The organism is Streptomyces sp. NPDC050759 (assembly GCF_044456945.1).
Classification (GTDB): Bacteria; Actinomycetota; Actinomycetes; order Streptomycetales; family Streptomycetaceae; genus Streptomyces.
In genome coordinates this window covers 16,858-36,026 of the sequence record NZ_JBITGI010000018.1, presented here as the reverse complement: position 1 = coordinate 36,026, position 19,169 = coordinate 16,858, and the positions used below count along the sequence as shown (strand labels likewise).

13 protein-coding genes are annotated in these 19,169 nt (G+C 71.2%); 5 read left to right on the top strand and 8 right to left on the bottom strand.

Features of this window, described 5'->3' with window-relative positions; genetic code table 11:
- Positions 1-19 precede the first annotated feature (19 nt).
- Genes ACIBJB_RS38175 through ACIBJB_RS38165 form a run of 3 tightly spaced genes read right to left on the bottom strand, consistent with a single transcriptional unit; the run spans position 20 to position 7,246 of the window.
- Positions 20-3,982, bottom strand: coding sequence for a beta-ketoacyl synthase N-terminal-like domain-containing protein (locus ACIBJB_RS38175; protein WP_398937905.1), 3,963 nt, complete (start codon positions 3,980-3,982; stop codon positions 20-22).
- Positions 3,979-5,679 (bottom strand): fatty acyl-AMP ligase, encoded by a 1,701-nt coding sequence (locus tag ACIBJB_RS38170; RefSeq protein ID WP_398937903.1) that lies wholly within the window; start codon positions 5,677-5,679, stop codon positions 3,979-3,981. The genes ACIBJB_RS38175 and ACIBJB_RS38170 overlap by 4 nt, the downstream gene beginning before the upstream one ends.
- Positions 5,680-5,704: 25 nt before the next feature.
- Positions 5,705-7,246, bottom strand: coding sequence for an acyl-CoA carboxylase subunit beta (locus ACIBJB_RS38165; protein WP_398937900.1), 1,542 nt, complete (start codon positions 7,244-7,246; stop codon positions 5,705-5,707).
- A 510-nt stretch (positions 7,247-7,756) separates the two neighbouring features.
- Between ACIBJB_RS38165 and ACIBJB_RS38160 the strand changes: the two genes are divergently transcribed.
- The 3 genes from ACIBJB_RS38160 (at position 7,757) to ACIBJB_RS38150 (ending at position 10,553) form a co-directional block, all read left to right on the top strand.
- Positions 7,757-8,191: a DUF485 domain-containing protein gene (locus tag ACIBJB_RS38160; protein WP_398937898.1), complete on the top strand. Its 435-nt coding sequence runs from the start codon at positions 7,757-7,759 to the stop codon at positions 8,189-8,191.
- Entirely contained in the window at positions 8,185-9,777 is a 1,593-nt protein-coding gene (locus ACIBJB_RS38155; RefSeq protein WP_398937896.1) for a cation acetate symporter, read from the top strand. The genes ACIBJB_RS38160 and ACIBJB_RS38155 overlap by 7 nt, the downstream gene beginning before the upstream one ends.
- 107 nt (positions 9,778-9,884) lie before the next feature.
- Positions 9,885-10,553: a YceI family protein gene (locus tag ACIBJB_RS38150; RefSeq protein ID WP_266553943.1), complete on the top strand. Its 669-nt coding sequence runs from the start codon at positions 9,885-9,887 to the stop codon at positions 10,551-10,553.
- A 72-nt stretch (positions 10,554-10,625) separates the two neighbouring features.
- Here the strand turns inward: ACIBJB_RS38150 and ACIBJB_RS38145 are convergent, their stop codons facing one another.
- Positions 10,626-12,023 carry a cytochrome gene (locus ACIBJB_RS38145; protein ID WP_398937893.1) on the bottom strand — a complete coding sequence of 466 codons (1,398 nt, stop codon included), beginning with the start codon at positions 12,021-12,023 and terminating at the stop codon, positions 10,626-10,628.
- 157 nt (positions 12,024-12,180) lie between these two features.
- Positions 12,181-13,299, bottom strand: coding sequence for an arabinogalactan endo-beta-1,4-galactanase (locus ACIBJB_RS38140; RefSeq protein ID WP_398937891.1), 1,119 nt, complete (start codon positions 13,297-13,299; stop codon positions 12,181-12,183).
- A 707-nt stretch (positions 13,300-14,006) separates the two neighbouring features.
- Here ACIBJB_RS38140 and ACIBJB_RS38135 point away from each other — a divergent pair.
- Positions 14,007-14,708, top strand: coding sequence for a 2-phosphosulfolactate phosphatase (locus tag ACIBJB_RS38135; protein WP_398937889.1), 702 nt, complete (start codon positions 14,007-14,009; stop codon positions 14,706-14,708).
- A 41-nt stretch (positions 14,709-14,749) separates the two neighbouring features.
- Here the strand turns inward: ACIBJB_RS38135 and ACIBJB_RS38130 are convergent, their stop codons facing one another.
- On the bottom strand, positions 14,750-15,439 hold the full coding sequence (locus tag ACIBJB_RS38130; RefSeq protein WP_398937887.1) for a phosphotransferase family protein: 690 nt from the start codon (positions 15,437-15,439) through the stop codon (positions 14,750-14,752).
- Between the two features lie 39 nt (positions 15,440-15,478).
- Here ACIBJB_RS38130 and ACIBJB_RS38125 point away from each other — a divergent pair, with 39 nt between their 5' ends.
- Positions 15,479-17,473 carry an alpha/beta fold hydrolase gene (locus ACIBJB_RS38125; RefSeq protein ID WP_398937885.1) on the top strand — a complete coding sequence of 665 codons (1,995 nt, stop codon included), beginning with the start codon at positions 15,479-15,481 and terminating at the stop codon, positions 17,471-17,473.
- A 30-nt stretch (positions 17,474-17,503) separates the two neighbouring features.
- Here ACIBJB_RS38125 and ACIBJB_RS38120 read toward each other — a convergent pair whose 3' ends face one another.
- Both ACIBJB_RS38120 and ACIBJB_RS38115 read right to left on the bottom strand, forming a co-directional pair.
- Positions 17,504-18,298, bottom strand: coding sequence for a S1 family peptidase (locus ACIBJB_RS38120; RefSeq protein ID WP_398937883.1), 795 nt, complete (start codon positions 18,296-18,298; stop codon positions 17,504-17,506).
- 137 nt (positions 18,299-18,435) lie between these two features.
- Positions 18,436-19,062: a TetR family transcriptional regulator gene (locus ACIBJB_RS38115; protein ID WP_398937881.1), complete on the bottom strand. Its 627-nt coding sequence runs from the start codon at positions 19,060-19,062 to the stop codon at positions 18,436-18,438.
- Positions 19,063-19,169 lie beyond the last annotated feature (107 nt).

The following is a 19,169-nucleotide window of genomic DNA, read 5'->3' as shown; positions in this document are numbered from 1 at the left end:
GGCTCTCCTCGGATCACGTTCAGCGGGTCCCTTCGGCGAGCTCGCGCCCCAGACGGGCGGCGATCTCGTCGACGTGCGGCGGGTCGAGCAGCGACAGGTGGTGTCCCGCGACCGGTACGACGGTCAGGCGCGGGCACACCTCGTCCCAGCCCAGCGCCCGGTCGTCGCGCTCGTAGGCGGGGTCACGCACGGTGTGCGGAGCGGGCTCCGTGGCCCGGTACAGGACCACCCGCCCGTCGTGCCGGCCCGGCCGGTGGGCCTCGCCGATCCTCAGGTCCAGGTAGGAGGAGCGCTGGTGCTCCAGGGCGGCGGGCGGCACATCGGCGGACGCGCGCAGGATCTCCAGCACGGTGTCGATGCGTTCGCCGTCGTCGTCCATCGCGACGAGGTCGTCGTACGGCAGCTGGAGCCGGACCCCGTAGGCGTCGCGGACGTGTCGGGCGAACCCCTCGAAGTGGGCGCGGAGCCGTTCGGCCGGTGTCCGGTCCGGCTGGGGGAGGGGGCGTACGGAGTCGATGAGGATCACGAGCTCCACGTCCCGCCCCGCCGCGGTCAGTTGCCGCGCGGTCTCCTGGGCGACGAAGCCGCCGAAGGACCAACCACCCAGCAGAACCGGCCCGTCGGGGTGGACGGCGGTGACGGCATCGGCGTAGCGGCGCGCCTTCTCGGTCACCGTGGGGGCGTCTTCGAGGCGTTCGAGACCGTACACCGACAGCTGCTCGCCCAGCCGTTCGGCGAGTGCCCGGTAGACGTCGGTCGTTCCGCCGGCGGCGTGCACGAGGAAGAGCGGGGGACGGCCGACGGTGACGCGCAGCGGGCGTACCGGCCCCGGCAGGACACGGTCGGCCACCTCTTGGACCGTGGTGGCGCCGAGCAGGTCGCGCAGCGGCAGCTCGACGCCGAACTCGCGCTCGACGGCGGTGCGGATGCGGACCGCCATCAGGGAGTCGAGTCCGAGGTCGGCAAGCGCGGTGACGGGGGTGACCCGGCCGGCGGGGTGGCCGGTGACCGTGGCGATGTGGTGGCACAGGCGGGCGGCGACGGACGTGCCCTCGGTGTCCTGAGGCACCTCCGCCCGTACCTCAGGCCGTACCTGCGTCCGCGGCTTCGTGGGCGACGCCCCCCGTCCGTCCGTCCACCAGTGCCGCACGTGCTTCCAGCGTGGTGCGGGCAGGTCGACGACCCGCCCCGGCGGCAGCGGCAGCCGTCCGCCCGCGCAGTACAAGGTCCCCACCTGCGTGAGGAAGTCGGCGCATCCGTCGGCCTCCCGCCGGAGCGTGCCGAGCGTGAGTGCACCGGGCACGTTGTCGGTGATGGCCCGGCCCAGGACCGGGTGGGGCGAGATCTCGACGAAGGCGGTGTGGCCGTCGGCGGCGGCCGCGGCGACGGCCCGGTCCAGCCGTACGGGCCGCCGCAGGTTCGCGGCCCAGTGCGCGGCGTCGAAGACACAGTCGCCGCGCGGATCGTCCAGGACGGTGGAGTAGACCGGCACGAGGGGCGCTCTGCCTCCGACGTCGGCCAGGGACTCGGTCAACTCCGCGAGCAGCGGCTCGACCTGGGGCGAGTGCCCGGCCCCGACGACCCGCATGGACCGGGCCGCCCGCCCTTCCCGCTCCAGCCACCGCACCAGCCGCGCCACCGCCGGTTCCTCACCGGTGACGACCTTCTGTCCGGGCGAGGAGTGAACGGCGACGTGCACGCCGGGGAAGTCCCGGGCCAGAGCGTCGAGTTCACTGTCGTCCAGGTCGACGACCGCCATCGCCCCGCCCTGCAGCCTGCTGAGCAGTTCGGCCCGTACGGCGACGATGCGGGCGCCCTCCGACACGTCCAGTGCACCCGCGCACACCGCGGCGGCCACCTCGCCCAGCGAGTGGCCGATGACGGCGGCGGGCTCGACGCCGTAGGAACGCCACACCTCGGCCAGCGCCACCTGGAGTCCGAACAGAACGGGCTGGGCCACCTCCAGCCGGTCGAGTTCGCTCCCGGACGCGAGACGGTCGTACAGGGACAGCCCGCACTCCGCGTCGAGCTTCTCCACGGCGGCGGCGAAGGCCGGCTCCTCGGTCAGCAACCGGCGTCCCATCCCCACCCATTGGCTGCCGTACCCGGAGAAGACCCACACCGGGCCCGGTCCCACGAGGTCACCTTCACCGGTCACGACCTGCCCGTGCGGGCGCCCCTGCGCCAACGCGTCCAGCCTGTCGGCGAGTTCGTCACGGTCTCGGGCGACCACCGCCGCCCGCACACTTCCGCGGCCGGTCCGTCCGGCCAGCGTGCGCGCCACGTCGGCGGGATGCGCGGCCGCCGTCCGGAGCCAGTCGGCGAGCCGGGACGCGGTGTCCCGCAGCCGCTCCTCGTCCACGTCGGACAGGAGATGGAGCCGGGCCCCGGGCTCCTCGCCCGGTCGCGCGGGCAGCACGCCGGGCCGCCATTCCTCCAGCACCGCATGGGCGTTGGTGCCGCCGAACCCGAACCCGGAGACCCCGGCGGTGGCGGTGCCGCCGTAGCGCGGCCACGGCTCGTCCTCGGACACCACCCGCAGCCGTTCGTCGTCCAGGGCGCTGCCCTCGGAGCAGTGCAAAGAGGGCGGGATGACGTCGTGGTGCAGGGCGAGCACGGTCTTCACCAGCCCGGCGATGCCCGCGGCGGACTCGAGGTGCCCGAGGTTCGACTTCACGGAGCCCAGGAGCAGCGGCTGGTCGGGGTCGCGGCCCGCACCGAGGACGGCGCCGAGCGCGCCCGCCTCGATCGGGTCGCCGAGCGGGGTGCCGGTGCCGTGCGCCTCGACGTAGTCGACGTGGGCGGGGGTGAGCCCGGCCCGGGCGTACGCGGTGGTCAGGAGGGCCTGCTGGGCGGCCGGGTTGGGGGCGAGGAGGCCGTTGGAGCGGCCGTCGGAGTTGACGGCCGTGGCGCGGATGACGGCGAGCACGCGGTCGCCGTCCCGCTCGGCGTCGGACAGCCGCTTCAGGAGGACGGCCGCGCAGCCCTCGCCGCGGCCGATGCCGTCGGCGTCCGGTGAGAACGGTTTGCACCGACCGTCCGGCGCGAGGGCGCCCGCCCGCCGGAACGCCACGGTGACGGTGGGGGAGAGCAGCAGGTTGACGCCGGCGGCGATCGCCGTGTCGCTCTCGCCCGTGCGCAGGCTCACGCAGGCGTGGTGCACCGCGACGAGCGAGGAGGAGCAGGCGGTGTCCACGGCCATGCTCGGCCCACGGGTGTCCAGCACATACGCCAGCCGGCCCGCGGTCACGCTCAGCGCGCCGCCCGCCGGCGCCCAGGGATCGACGGCCGCCGGGTCGGCGCCGGTCAGCGAGCCGTACTCGGGGGCGGAGACCCCGACGAAGACACCGGTGGCCGTGCCCGCCAGGGACACGGCCGGGACGGCGGCATGGACGAGGGCCTCGTGGACGACCTCCAGGAGGATCCGCTGCTGCGGGTCCATCACGGCGGCCTCGCGCGGGGTGATCCGGAAGAAGTCCGCGTCGAACCCGGCGATGTCGTCGAGGTAGCCGCCGTACGGGAGCGCGTCCTCGGGAGGGAAGGGGGTGAAGTCGCGCCAGCGCTCCTCCGGGACCCGTCTGATCGCGTCGACGCCGTCGGTCAGCAGCCGCCAGTAGTCCGCCGGCCCGTGCACCCCGCCGGGGAGGCGGCAGCCGAGCCCTATGACGGCGATGGGCTCCGAGGAGGGCGGAGCCACCGCGGCGGGCGCCGGCGGCGCGGTCGGCGATGCCATAGGCGATGGCGTACGGCACAAGTGCGCCACCAGAGCCTCCCCGGTGGGCGCCTCCCACAGCAACGTCGGCGGCAGCTCCCGTCCCGTCAGCCGGGAGAGTTCCCCCGCCAGCACGACCCCGTCCCGCGAGGACATGCCGAGATCCGCCAGCGGCCGGTCCATCGCGACCTCGGCGACGGCCGTTCCGGTCCACGCGGCGACCCGCTCCGCGACCAGGCGGCGTACCGCGCCCGCGTCCACGGCCCTCACGCGGCGCCGTCCGCCGCGTAGGCACCCGCCAGATACCGTTCACGTGTCAGCGCCCGCGACACCTTGCCGCTCGACGTCCGCGGCACCGTGCCCGGCGGGACGAGCAGGACGTCGGCGAGGCGCACCCCGTGTCGTCCGGACACGGCCGCACGCACGGCCCGTACCAGAGCCGGTACGTCGATCTCGGCGAGGCTCGTGGTCCGCGCGTGCTCGGCCACCACGACCACCCGCTCACCGGCGCCGCCCGCGACCCCGAACGCGGCGAGCCGGTCGCGCCGGAGCGCCGGATGCGTGTCCTGGACGGTGGCCTCCAAGTCCTGCGGGTAGTGGTTGCGTCCGTCGACGACGATCAGGTCCTTCAGCCGACCGGTGACGATCAACTGCCCCTCCAGGACCGTTCCCAGGTCACCGGTGCGCAGCCGGCCGTCGGCTGTGAAGACGCGCCGGGTCAGCTCTTCCTGGTTCCAGTAGCCGCGGCCCACGTTGGGACCCCGCACCTGGATCTCACCGACCTCGCCCTCGGACAGACGGGCCCCGGAGACGGGATCGACGATGCTGACCTGCTGCCCCGCCGGAGTGCCGCAGCCCGCCAGCAGCACGGCCCGGGGATCGTCGGGCCGTGCGGACAGCGCCTTGCCCTCGGCGAGCGCGTCCCGGTCGAGGGCGAACCGCCGCAACGGTTCCCCGGGCCGGGCGGCGCTGACGAAGACGGTCGCCTCGGCGAGGCCGTACGAGGGACAGTGGGTCTCCGCGACGAGCCCCTGGCCGGCGAAGGCCGCCTGGAACCTGTCGGCCGTGCCGGGGCGGACCGGCTCACTGCCGTTGATGAGCGCGACGATCCCGTCCAGCCGCAGATCCGCCTTCTGCGCGTCGGTCACCGCAGAGGCGCAGTAGTCGTAGGCGAAGTTGGGCGCCGCGCTCAGCGCGCGCGGATGCGCGGCCAACAGCCGCAGCCAGCGCGCGGGTTCGTGCAGGAAGGCGACCGGATCCATGAGTACCGACAGCAGCCCCCGCACGACCGGGGCGGCGATGCTCAGGACGAGTCCCATGTCGTGGTAGAGCGGCAGCCAGCCCACGCACGTCACCGGATGGGCATCGGCGCCGTAGGCGCTCAGCGCCTGACGGGCGTTCGCGACGACATTGGCGTGACTGATCTCCACGCCCGCCGGGGTACGGGTCGAACCGGAGGTGTACTGGAGGTAGGCGACCTCCGCATCGACGGGTTTCAGGTCTCTGGCGGCGGCGTCCGGGACCTGGTCCACGGCGACGACCCGGTCGCACAACTCCTGTACCTCACCCAGGTGCCGGCTCGTCGTCACGACGACCGAAGGACGCGCGTCCGCCAGGACCGCCGTCAGCCGGTCCCCCTGACCCGGCAGACCGGGCGGATACAGCGGTACGGCGATGAGGCCGGCGGCGAGCGTCGCCAGAAACCCGGTGACGTACTCCAGCCCCTGGGGGCACAGCAGCGCGACCCGGGCCCCGGGCTCGGCCTCCTCGGCGAGCCGGGCGGCCACCGCCCGTATGCGCACGTCGAGCCGTCGCCAGGTCAGTGTGCGGTGGACGCCCCGCGAATCCGGGGCGGGATGGTCGACGAAGGTGAACGCCCTTCTGTCGGGGGTGGTTCGGGCCCAGTGATGTACGTACTCCGGCAGGCTCCGGAACGCGGGGGCGAGCGGGGGACGGCGGTTGTCCATCGGGCAGGTCTCCTCGCGAGGCGGGTCAGAGCGGGATGTTGCCGTGCCGGCGCTCCGGCATCGGGGAGCGCTTGCCGCGCAGCGCGCGCAGGGCACGGCAGATGTGGTCACGGGTGTCGCGCGGGGCGATCACGGCGTCGACGTACCCGCGCTCGGCGGCGAGATAGGGCGTGCCGTGCGTGCTCTCGTACGCGTCCACGAGCTGGGCCCGCAGCGCCTCGGGGTCCTCGGCGGCGGCGAGTTCCCGCCGGTGCAGGACGCCGACCGCGCCCTCGGCGCCCATCACCGCGATCCGCGCGGTGGGCCAGGCGAGGTTGACGTCGGCGCCCAGGTGCTTGGAGCCCATCACCGCGTACCCGCCGCCGTACGCCTTGCGCACCACCACCGTCACCTTCGGAACGGTCGCCTCGGCGTAGGCGTACAGCAGCTTGGCGCCGCGCCGGATGATCCCGGCCTGCTCCTGCCGGACCCCGGAGAGGTATCCCGGCACATCGGCGAAGGTCAGCAGCGGAATGCCGAACGCGTCACAGAACCGTACGAAGCGTGCCGCCTTCTCGGAGGCGTCGATGTCCAGCACACCGGCCGCGTGCGACGGCTGGTTGGCGACGACGCCGACGGGCGCCCCCTCGACGAGCGCCAGCGCACAGATGATGTTCGGCGCGAACAGCTCCTGGACCTCCAGGAGTTCACCGTCGTCGACGACCGCCCGCAGGATGTCCCGCATGTCGTAGGCCTGCCCGAGCCGGTCCGGCACGATCTCGTCGAGCGGCACGTCGGCGGGCGGTGGCAGGGGAGCGTACCGCGGCGGCCGCTCCAGGTTGTTGGCGGGCAGGTACGACAGCAGCTCCCGTACGGTGTCCAGGGCCTCCGCCTCGTCGGCGGCGAGGAAGTGGGCGTTGCCGTTGAGGGAGTTGCTGGTGCGGGCGCCACCCAGCTCCTCGGCGCTGGTGCGCTCCCCGGTGACCGCCTCGATGACGTCGGGACCGGTGACGAACATGTGCGAGGCGCCGTCCACCATCACGGTGAAGTCGGTGATGGCGGGGGAGTAGGCGGCCCCGCCGGCACACGGGCCCAGGACGACGGAGATCTGCGGGATCACCCCGGACGCCTGGACGTTGCGGCGCACCAGCTCGGCGTAGAGGGCGAGCGAGACGACACCCTCCTGGATGCGGGCGCCGCCACCGTCGTTGAGCCCGATGACCGGGCATCCCGTCCGGAGGGCGAGGTCCATGAGGGCCACGGTCTTCTCGCCGAAGGCCTCGCCCATGCTGCCGCCGAAGACCGTGGAGTCCTGGGCGAACACGCAGACAGGACGGCCGTCGATCGTGCCGCACCCGGTGATCACGCCGTCTCCGTAGGGACGGCGGGCACCGTCCCCGGTGGGCCGGGACCGTACGAACAGACCGGTCTCGGTGAACGAGCCGGGGTCCAGCAGCAGGTCGATCCGCTCCCGGGCGCTGAACTTGCCCCGTCTTCTCGGCCCGCCCCCCGCCACGGCCTGCGCCCTGCGGGCCTCGAGCGCGAGGACCCGGTCGGCGGTGCGGTCCGGCAGACGTGTCGTCGTCACCTCAAGTGTCACAGCCACCTCCGAAGTGGCCTTCGAATATGGCAGCGCGCCCGTGACGGGCCGAGCCCAACGCCGTTCTGTTTGCGCGAGGTGAGTCCCGAGGGGCCGGCCTTAGTCCGTGAGTGACAAGGGCCTGTGCGCGACGCGCAGCGCCCCCTGTGCGCTGCATTTGAGACAACCTGGCCGACGGGAAGGTGCAGACCTATTCCGGAGGTCGGCCTTTTCGCAGGCTGGGGGATGGCGAGTTCGGGAGTCGAAGCACGTGAATGAGTCAGTTCACCGATTCGGTTCGACCGGCCGGTTGATAGTTCAACGGGGGCGCTGCAACAATCCCGGTCCTGGCCTCGTCGCCACCCCCGACTCCCCGGCCGACCGCCCCACCAGGCTTGTCGTCAAGCGCGAATTCGCATCACGTGAATTCCAGATTCACGAATTCCCCACAAGTCCGCACGAGCGCGACTCCGGCGTGCCTTTGACGCAACGACCGGCGCGGCAGTAAAGAAGGTGCATGTGTCACGGCACTCCATGGGGCTCGGCGGGCCACCGCCCCCCTACGAAACGGGCCCCGAACCGGCGGACCGGCCATCGGTGTCCCGCGAACCCGCGTATCAGTCGCTGCGCCGCAGCCACCGCCGCTTCGGTGCCCGGGCCACGGCCGTCGCCGTCGGCGGTTTCCTTCTGTACGTCCTGCTGTCCAGCTTCGTGCCCGGCCTGATGAACACCCCCGTGAGCGGCCATCTCACGGTCGGACTGGCACTGGGTCTCGGGCAGTTCGTGCTGATGGGCGTGATCGTGTGGCGCTACCTCGTGCACATGCGCACCCGGGTCACCCCGGTGGTCCGCGGTCTGCGCGGGCTGGTCCGCCACCACGAGACCGCGGAACGCGAACGCACCGCCTTCGACGCACGCACGGCCGCCCGCGGTGAGGAGTACCGCCCATGGTGACGCTCGGCGCCTCCGTCGTGGACCGCCTCAGCCTGCAGCTGACGCTCGTGCTCTTCCTGTCCGTGGTCGTGGTGACCCTGTTCACCGCGCTGCTCACCGCACCCCAACGCGACGAGATCGGCGAGTTCTACCTCGGCAACCGAGCCATGTCCCCGCTGCGCAACGGACTGGCGATGTGCGGCGACTACCTGTCGGCCGCGACGCTCCTGGGCAGCACCGGCCTGGTCGCCCTGACCGGCTACGACGGACTGCTCTACCTGTGCGGCACCGCGGTCGCATGGATGATGGTCCTGCTGCTGATCGCCGAACCCCTGCGCAACACCGGCAAGTTCACCCTCGGCGACACCCTGGCCGTACGGCTGACGCGTCTGCAGCGGCCGGTCCGCCTCGCCCTGGCCCTGTGCACGCTGGCCGTCACCACCCTCTACCTGGTCGCCCAACTCGTCGGCAGTGTCGCCCTGTTGACCCAGTTCACCGGCGAACCCAGCGCCGCCACCCGCACTCTGTGCGTCATCGTCATCGGCACCGTCGTCATCGTCTACGCGGCCATCGGCGGCATGCCCGGCGCCACCTTCATCCAGGTCGTCAAGGCGGTCATGCTCATCTGCGGTGTGACCGTGGCCGGCGTGATGGTGCTGCACCGCTTCGACTGGAACTTCGAGAACCTGCTCGCCGCCGCCGCGGACAACAGCGGCCAGGGCGCGCGGTTCCTGGAGCCCGGACTGCGCTACGGCGCCAGCGCCACCAGCAAACTCGACTTCTTCAGCTTGCAGTTGGCCATCGTGCTCGGCCTCGCCGCTCTCCCGCACGTGATGATGCGCCTGCTCGCCCCGAAGTCGGTCGACGTCCTGCGCACCTCGGTGGTGTGGGCCATGGGCCTGGTCAGCCTCGTCTGCCTGGCGGCCGGCATCCTCGGCCTCGGCGCCACCGCGGTCCTGGGCAGCGACACCATCGCGGACAACGACCGCACGGGGAACGCGGCCGTGCTGCTGCTGGCGCACGAACTGGGCGGCGCCATCCTGACCGCCCTGCTGTCCTGTCTCGCCTTCGTCACCCTTCTCGCGGTCGCCGCGGGGCTCACCCTGGCCGCCGCCTCCTCGCTCGCCCACGACCTCTATGGCGAGGTGATCCGCAAGGGCAGGGCGACGGAGACGGAAGAGCTGGCCGTGGCCCGGCTCGCGGCGGCGGTCATCGGCATCCTCGGCATGCTGCTCGCCCTGATCTCCTGGGGCGCCAACTCCGCGACCCTCGCCTTCCTCGCTTTCGCGATCGCCGCCTCTGCCATCCTCCCGACCCTCGTCTACAGCCTCTTCTGGCGGCGGTTCACCGCTCAGGGCGCCCTCCTGAGCCTCTGCGGGGGTCTGCTCACCTCGGTCCTCCTCGTCGTCTTCTCCCCGGTCGTCTCCTCCGCCCCCGCCTCCCTCTACCCGGACGCCGATTTCGCCTGGTTTCCCTTGCAGAATCCCGGAATCGTCTCCATCCCGGCCGGCTTTCTCCTCGGCTGGCTGGGCTCGATACTCAGCCCTCCGGAATCGAAGGAGACCTACGAGGACTTCGAAGTGCGCACCCTCGTCGGGGTCGACTAGCCGAATTCCCTCCACCTTCCGGGAATCGTGTGACGAATGCGTGGATATTTCGTCGACGGCAGATCATGTCTTGCGGCAACAACTCCCGTGCAGTAATTAGGTGAAGTATGAACTTGTTCAACCGTGGCACCCCGTTCCGTCGCGCGGACCGCACGGAACCCGCCGCCGTCACCCAGCCCCCCACCGGGTCGTCGGCCACTGCCACAGCCGTCCTTCCCGACCCCGGACTGGCGGCCCTGACCGGGGAATGGGCCATCGACCCCGCACACAGCAGGATCGGCTTCTCCGTACGCCACGCCATGGTGACGACCGTGCGCGGGGCGTTCCTCGAGTACCAGAGCCGCCTCTACTTCGACGGCCGCGACCCGTCCCGCTCCAAGGCGGAGATCATCATCTCCACCGGGAGCGTCGACACCGGCGTGGAACAGCGCGACGGCCACCTCGTGGGCCGCGACTTCCTGGACGCCGCGACCTATCCGCGCATGCGGTTCGTCAGCACCGCCGTGGAAGCGGTCGGCCCCGACGTGTACCGGATGAGCGGCGACCTCACCATCAAGGCGACCACCCGCCCCGTGGTCCTCGAACTCACCTACATAGGCCATGTCACCGACCCGTTCGGCTACCAACGGGCCGGCTTCGACGGCACCACCACCATCAACCGCTCCGAATGGGGCCTGACCTACAGCACCAGGCTCGCCGAGGGCGGCGCCATGGTCAGCGAGAAAGTACGCCTCCAGTTCGACATCGCGGCGATCCGCACACCTCCGGCCGGCTGACCGGGCCCTACCACGAGGAGCGGGCCACGAACTCGTTGGAGTTCGTGGCCCGCTCCGGTGTCCCAGGCGCCGTCAGTGCCCGCGCACCAGCCCCGCCAGGTAGCGCCACAGCGACGAACGCGGCCGTACGGCGGTCTCGTCGGCCGCAGCCGAGCCGACCGGCGCGGGGAGCACCGGGGGCGGAGGCACCGGCAGGGCCGCCGCGTCCGAGAGGGTGTAGCGCACCGGGAGGGAGCGCAGACCCCGCATGAACGGCGAGGAGCGCCAGGGCAGTTGGTCGACGGGCAGCGACAACTCCAGCCCGGAAAGCCGCTCGAAGAGCCTGCTCACCCCGATCGCCGCCGCGCCACCGGCCAGTTCCCGGGCCGGGCACTGCCGTGGGCCCGCGCCCCAGGACAGATGGGCCCGCGTGCTGATGGTCGACTCGGGGCAGACCTTCCCCGCGAAGGCGGGGTCCGCGTGCGCGGCGCCGACCGACACCCACACCGGGTCGCCCGCCGCGATGGTGTACTCGCCGAGCCGCATGTCGGTCAGCGGGAACCGCGGCACGAAGTTGATCAGTGGGGGCTTCTGCATCACCACCCGGTTCATGGTCTCCCTGATCAGCCCCGCCGACAGACTGGCGCTCGCGGGGAGGTTCCCGGTGATGACCTCGACGACCGTGTTGGAGATCAGGATGCCGACATGGTCGGAGGTCATCCCGAGCAGCATCATCAGCTCGCGCGACAACTCCTCGACGCTCAGCCCGGGATGGGAGGCGAGCAGGTAGGAGGGGAAGTCGTCGCCGGGCTCCTTCATCTTCGACGCGCCCAGCTCCGACAGGGTCGCCAGCAGCCGCTCCAGCGCGGGCCCCGCGTCCGGTCCCGCGTCCAGCACCCGCCACATGTCCATCAGCGCGTCGTCGTGCTGCGAGCCGGGGAAGCCGAGCAGGTGACTCGCCACCATCAACGGCAACGGCCGCGCGAACTGCGCCGACAGATCGGCCCACCCCGTGCGCCCGCCCTGCGAGAACAGGGTGATCAGCTCGTCGGCGTCCCGGGTGATCTTCGCCTTGAGCCGCTTGGCCACCGGATGCCGGGGATCCTGGAACGGCCGGAGCGCGGTGTCCCAGGCCACCCGCAGGCCCCGGTAGCCCTCGCCGCCCTGGATCAGCACGTGGTTGACGTCCAGCGACGGCGCGAGCGGCCAGTCCTCGGGCAGCCGCCCTTCCCGCCGCGCCCGCCAGTTCTCCAGCCCCTTCGGCCAGGCGTGGTCGTCGCGGAGGACCTGGAACGCCTCCTCGTAGCCCAGCACGAGCCAGACGGGCACCCCCAGCAGGTCGACCGGCGCGACCGGGCCGTGCGCCCGGCGCAGACGCTCGTACACGATCGCCGGATCCCGTTCGTAGTCGCGGGTCATGAGCGGTTCGAGACTCATCGACTCCAGCGACCCGTGACCGGCTGACGATCCGCTGTCCAGTTGGACCCCCATGGCTTCCTTCCCTCGGTCAGGCGCTACGCAAGAGTAATGTGACCCGCTGCGCTGCCCTCATGGCGGGGGGTGATTATCGCCCCGGCGCTCCCGGGGAGCGGGGGAACGACGAACGGCACCGCCCGGCGGCGGTGCCGTTCCTCGTCCAAGTCGCTTCCTACGGGGTCCACTTGATGTTCGGGTTCACATTGCCGGTCCAGTTGAAGACGGCCATGTTGTCCCAGCCGTTGCCGCTGTTGTTGATGTCGGCCGGGTCCCATCCGTTGCCGGACACCGCGTACCAGGTGGGCTCCCAGTAGAAGACCCCGATCGCGCCGTTGCTGCGGGCCGCGTTCTGCACGGCGGTGAAGTTGTCCGCCTGCCCCTGCCAGCTCAGCGGATAGCCCGAGCAGCCGGTTGTGATGGAGTTGGCGGTACTGTCGGCGTTGGCCGAGGTGAACGGATACGCCGTCTCGGCGATGATGACGTTCTTGCCGTAGCGGGACTTCATGTCGGCCACGACACTGCCCATGTTGGCGATCGTGCCGTGCCACGGGCAGTAGTAGGACAGCCCGGTGATGTCCCAGTTGACGCCCTTGGCCTTGATGCCGTCGTAGAACCAGCGGGCGTTGGCGTCACTGTCGGCGTCGGCGGTGTGGATGATCACCTGGGTGCCGCTGTTGCACGCCTTGGTCGCGTTGTAGCCCGACTTGAGCAGCAGACTCAGGTTGGTGAAGTCGTTGTTGACGACCTTGCCCTCGTTCCACAGCATGCCGACGTTGATCTCGTTGCCGATCTGCACGCTGTCCGGGGTGGTGCCCTGCGACTTGAGGCTGTTGCAGACGTCGTACGTGTAGTTGTAGACGTCGGTCTGCAGCTGGCTGATGGTGTGGCCGGCCCACGCCGCCGGCTTGTTCTGGTTGCCCGGGTCCGCCCAGGTGTCCGAGTAGTGGAAGTCGACCAGCAGCTTGAGCCCCTTGGCCTTCACCTGCTTCGCGTACGACAGCACCTTGGCCTTGTTGTTGTAGCCGCTCTTGGGGTTGTTCCAGACCCGCAGGCGGACATAGTTCACGCCGGCGCCCTTGAGGATGTCGAGCGGGTCCTTGGCGGTGCCGCTCGCGTCGTAGTACTTGGCACCGAGGTCGAGGGCGCGCTGGGCGGTCGACACATCGGCACCGAGCATGGTGAGCGAACCGGCGGCAGATGCGCTGGAGTTGGTGAGCAGGGATGCGGGCAGGGCGAGTGCCGCCAGGAGCATGGCGGCTCTCACGAGGCGGCGCGGACCTTTGACGGTCATCCCGACCTCCTTGTCTGACATGACCATGTGGATGATCTCCGTGAACGTTCACAGTAGGAGGTGCGGATGGCGCTGTAAATACATGTGTCGGCAGCATTTCGACGAGGTTAGAGAGCTGCCAGTCGGTGGATCGGAGTGTGTACGTACACAGATTCCGTGCCAGGCGGAGGACGCTTGACGAGCGGGTGCGATCGGCGGTGGCCGCTCTCCGGTACCCGCAGCCAAAGGGGCGTCCGCGATGCGGACGCCCCTCGAGAAGGCCGCGGCCTGACGCCACGCCCCTGTAGGTCAGTTGAGGATCTCGGCCGCCTTGGTCATCGGGCCCCCTGCGTCACCGGTATTGATCGTTCCCGCCGGTTCGCGGTATGTGACCGCGGCCGCCGGGGGGCGACCGGTACTGCCGACCTCTTCCTCGAACCCCCAGGACGGTCGGACCGTCACCGCGTCAGGCTTTCGCAAGCGCGGGGCGTGAAGGGCTTGCCGGGGAACGCTGGTGCAGCCCGTCGATACCCCGGACTGGCCCGGCAACTCGACGCGCTCGCCACGTTCATCACCACCTGGCGCGGGCTCCGGGCCCAGCGGCGCAGTCCCCTCTCTCGGCAGCCGCGTCCTGAGAGATCAGACGTCGGCGCTGATCATGCCGTTGCGTTCAGTGGGCGTACTGCTTTCCGGCTGCTTCGGTCCGGGGCTTGCGCGATCATGGCCGGATGGACGTTCGTTTCCTTGGCATCGCTCAGCTGGTCGACACCCCGCCCGTGGCGGTCGTGGTCGACGTCATGCGGGCTTTCACCGTGGCTGCCTGGGCCTTTGCCCAGGGGGCGGAAAAGATCGTCCTGGCCGAGTCACTGGACGAGGCTCTGGCACTCAAGGGCAGCCACCCGGACTGGGTCGCGCTCAAGGACGGTCCGCCCGCGCCGGGGTTCGACGCCGTCAACTCGCCGGGCCTGCTGCGTTCCGTTGACCTCGGCGGACGGACCGTCGTGCAGAAGACCACGGCCGGGACGGTCGGCGCCCTCGCGGTCAAGGAGGCGTCGCTGGTGCTGTGCGCGAGCTTCGTCGTGGCGGGGGCGACGGCTCGGCTCCTGCGGACACGCAAGTGCGCCGATGTCACGTTCGTGGTGACCGGCGAGGACGGACACGCCGACGAGGACCAGGCTTGCGCTCAGTACATCGCTCGGAGTGCCGCCAGGGCCGGCACGGACGCAGCCGAGTTCCTCCGCCGCGCCGGCGAGTCACGCGCCGCCGCCGAACTGTCGGAGGGCGTGCGCCAAGGAGTCCATCCTGATGACGTCGCGCTCTGCCTTGAGCTCGACCGGTTCCCGTTTGCCATGGTGGCCACCTTGGAGGACTCGCTCATGGTGCTGCGTCCCATCGCCGTGCCTTCGCCGACCGCCGAGGGTTCCATCTGACGGTGCGGTGGTGTGCGCACCGTGGATGGCCTCGCCCCCGTCTACTCCGGCCAGCCCGCTGTCTCGGCGGCGCGCTCCTGCCACTGCCTCACCCCTGGACCGTTCGGATCCGCACGGTGGCAGAACTGTTCCAGGTCGGCGCACCTGGCCAGCATGGCGGCCCGGCGAACCGGCCACGCGGGCACGGCCCCGCCGTAGGCGTTGAAGAAGTGGTCGAGTTCCTGGTGGTGCTCGGCGTGGTGCATCCGCACGATCCACTCGCACCAGGCCAGATCCTCGACCGCGTCACCAAGGCGGGCGAACTCCCAGTCGACCACGGCAGTGACCTGGAAGGACACCGGGTCGAGGAGCAGGTTGTTGGGCCCGAAGTCCCCGTGGACGAGGACCTTGCCGGCATCGCGCGCACCCGCCCCGAGGACGCTCGGCGCGGTCTCATGGATACGACGCAGCAGCACCCCGCAGGCTTTCAGGACCTGCGCCGCGTGACCAGCCTCCACCAGTTCCTGGCCCGGCGCACCGGCCACGAACCCGAGCGTCAGGACCCCGTCGTCCACGCCACGTACCGGAGGTACGGGCAGCTTCCCCTGCAACCGGGTCAACAACGCGTACTCCCTCGCACACCTGATCCCCGCATAGGGCCCTTCGTAGGTCTTCTCCACCACCGATCCGTCGCCGACGGTTCGGTTGGTATAGCCGTGCTTCAACGGGCGCATCCACCGATCATCGTCCACGGCACCCTTTGCGACTCCTTCGTGGGCAGGATGATCACCATGGTCAACGCCTCGAGCCCCTTCCACCACCACCTCGTCGAACAACCGCGCCTGACCGACCTGGCCCTCGCTCCCGACGGCACCCGCCTGATCGCGTCCGTCCAGACCCTGGACGACGAGGGCACGCGGTACGTGTCGGAGTTGTGGGAGGTGGATCCGGCGGGCGAGCGCGAGGCGCGTCTCGTGGCCGGATCCGTCCCGGGCGACTCAGCCCCCGCCTTCAGTGCGGACGGCAGCCTGTTGTTCCTCTCCGAACGTGAGTCTGAACGTGGCCCGCACGAGCCGCCGGGAGCCGCGCTGTGGGCGCTGTCCGAGCACGGTGAGGCCGAGCGGATCGCCCACCACCCGGGCGGTATGACCGCGTTCACCGCCGCCTCTCGTGCGCCCGTGCTCGCCTGGACAGCCGCTCTTCTGCCGGGTGCCGCGGATGCCGCCACCCACGCCGCCCTGCTCCACGAGCGCCATCGGGCACGCGTCACCGCGGTCCTGTACGAGGCGACCCCCACCCGAGCCGACGGCGTGGACCTCGGCCCCGCTGAACCGCACACCTTCGTCCGTCGTGGCGATGCGCCGCCGATCGACGCGGGCGGCCAAGGCCTGGCGGGCGCCGGGGACATGGCCCTCTCCCCGGAAGGGTCGTTGGTCGCCTACACGCGGGCCCCGACGAGCACCGCCCCGGACACGAACGTGGTGGTGATCGCCGACGCGGCAACCGGCTTGGAGCGCCGCACCTTCTCTCTGCCGGGCCACCAGTACTACCGCCCGGTCTTCACCGCCGACGGCACGCACCTGATCTGCCAACGCCAGCGGGAGGAGACGTACGACACGGAGTGGCGGGTCACCCTCGTCGCCCTCGACGCCGTATCAGGCGAGGAGACGGACCTCCTGCCGGACTTCGACAACTGGCCCTGGCCGGGACGGGCGATACCCTCTCCGGTCGCCGGGGATGCCACGCTGTGGTTCACCGGCGACGAGCGGGGCCACTGCCCGGTCTTCCGCCGTGACCCGGACGGCACAGTCACCCGCCTCACCGCATCCGGCGCGTACTCCTCCCTCTGCGTGACGCCGGACGGGTCCCTCCTCTACGCCCTGCGCAGCGCGCTCGACGGTCCGCCCCGGGTGACCCGCCTGGACGCCACCGAGCCCGACCAGCGGCCCACCGTTCTCAAGGCACCGGGCGACCTCGGCCCCCTCCCCGGCACGCTGACCGAGGTGCACACGACCGCCGACGACGGCTTCGCACTCCGCGCCTGGCTGATCCTGCCCGAGGGAGCGGGACCCGACGACCCGTCACCCCTCCTCGTCGAGGCACACGGCGGACCCCAGTCGTCCTGGAGCGGCTGGCCCTGGCAGTGGAACCCATGGCCCTTCGTGGCCCGCGGCTACGCCGTACTCCTGCCCGATCCGGCGCTGTCCACCGGATACGGGCAGCACATGCAGGCACGCGGACGCGGACAGTACGGCGGCCGGCCGTACCGCGACGTCATCGCCCTGACCGACGCCGCGCTGGCCCGCGCCGACCTCGACCCGGACCGAACGGCCCTGGCCGGCTGGTCCTTCGGCGGCTACCTCGCGAGCCGCGCCGCGACCCTCACCGACCGCTTCAGAGCACTCGTCTCACACGCCGGGATGTGGAACCTGGAGGCCTTCCAGAGCGACACCGACATGCACCCGTACTTCCGGAAGATCTACGGCGACCCGCGCACCCGGCGCGAACGCTACGAGGCCGACTCACCCCACCTCGACGCGGAGCACCTGACGACACCGATGCTGATCGTGCACGGTGGCAAGGACTTCCGGGTCCCGGTGGGCCAGTCCCTGGCCCTCCACCACGACCTCCAACGCCAGGGTGTACCGGCGAAGTTCCTGTACTTCCCGGACGAGAGCCACGGGATCGGAGCCCCGAACCACCTGCGCCTCCTGTACGAGACCGCCCTGACCTTCCTCGACCACCATGTGCTCGGCGAGGGGTGGAGGCGGCCGGGGCTCCTGTGACGTCGGTCGATCACGAGGCCGACTCGGGCGTCAGAGGGTGGGAATGCCCAGATCCGTGGCGACCGAGTCCGCGCGGACGAAGACGGACACCGGGAACTGCTCGTCGCAGTACTTGTTGCCGGACGACACGATGCCCACCACCTTGCCGCCGCTGATCAGCGGCCCGCCGGAGTCTCCGGGGCAGATGCTGTCGGTGGTGCCGGGGCGGGGCATGCCGCACAGCATCGCGGCGGGGTCGGTCTCGGGGTCGGTGTACGGCTGACAGGCGGTGACGGCGGAGAGGACGAGCGTGGTCTGCTTGAGCCTCGTTCCGCCGATGCCGGGCCCGGTGCGTCCCCACCCGAGCACGGTGGCCTTCCGGCCCTCGGCCACCAGCTTGCCGTCCTTGGGGCCGGCCACCGGGATCGTCCGGTACGGCATCGGCCGGTCCAGGGTGAGGACCGCGGCGTCGTAGGGGGAACCGGGCGCGCCGTAACGCGAGTCCATCCGGGCCGAGGTGACCTCCCGCACCGTGCCGTCGGTGCCGTCCACCTGGGTGCGGCCGCCGATGACCCGCAGGGTGGACACATCACCGGCGCTCTCCACGCAGTGGCCGGCCGTGAGCACCTTCGTGGGTGCGACGAGCGTGCCACCGCAGAACTGCCTGCCGTTGTACTCGATCAACATGGCGTACGGCCGGGCCTTCGTGGTGGCCGGGCCGCCCCCTTTGATCGCGGAGGCGGGCGTGGCGGTGGACCAGAGCGCGGCCGCGGCGAGTACGGCGGTGGTGACGACGGCGGCCGTGCGCGTTCGGGTACGGGCGGATCTGGCGGCGCGGATCGGCATTGCGGTTTCCCCCTGAACTGCTCGGCGCGGGACGTGGATCGGCCCCGCGTGGTGTGGTCGGTGGAAAGGACGAGCGTCAGGGGCGAATCGGTTTCGAAGAACGCGGTGTCCGGTTCCCCGGCGCGTGTGCGGCGGTCTCAGTCGAAGAGGATGTGCCGCAGCATCCGCGTGAGATGTGCGGTGAGCTGCTCCGGCGGCATCGAGGCGAGCGGGTCGGTGCGCGCGATGTACCGGCTGAAGGCAACCCCGATCATCAGGGACCCCACGAGCGCCACCCGGGCGTCCAGGTCGTCGTCCGGAGCCGCCGTTCCGCCGGGGGAGAGCACGGACCGGTAGACAGCGGCACTGCGCTCCTGCATCGCGGACAGGAGGTCGGCGGCGGCGCGTTCGTCCGATGCGGCACCCCGTACGAGGGCGACGAGCGGGTCGCCGACGGCGTCGGTCTCCATCCGCCGTACGAAGGCGTCGGCGATCCGGTCGGGCAGTGTCGCCGGGTCCCCGGCCGCCACCTGCTCCAGATCCCGATTACCTGGCACCGCCGCCAGGAAGAGCCCTTCCTTCGACGAGAAGTGACGGGTGATCAGACCGTGGGTGACACCCGCCCGGCCGGCGATGTCCCTGAGCGTGGTGCGGGCGTAACCGCGCTCGGCGAAGGCGTGGCGTGCCGCGTCCAGGATGGCCGCCCGATGCCCCTCGGGGTCCCGCCGGCGCCTGCGCGGCGGACTCCCCGGCTGCTCCTGGCCATGCGCGGCGCCCTGTTCCATGTGATCACTGTACTTCTGGCCCGGGCGTCGTGGGACGGTTCCGCTATGGTTAATATCCAAGTGGATACTAAGAGTTGGGTGCGCCCAACCGGCAGCCGAAGGACGGT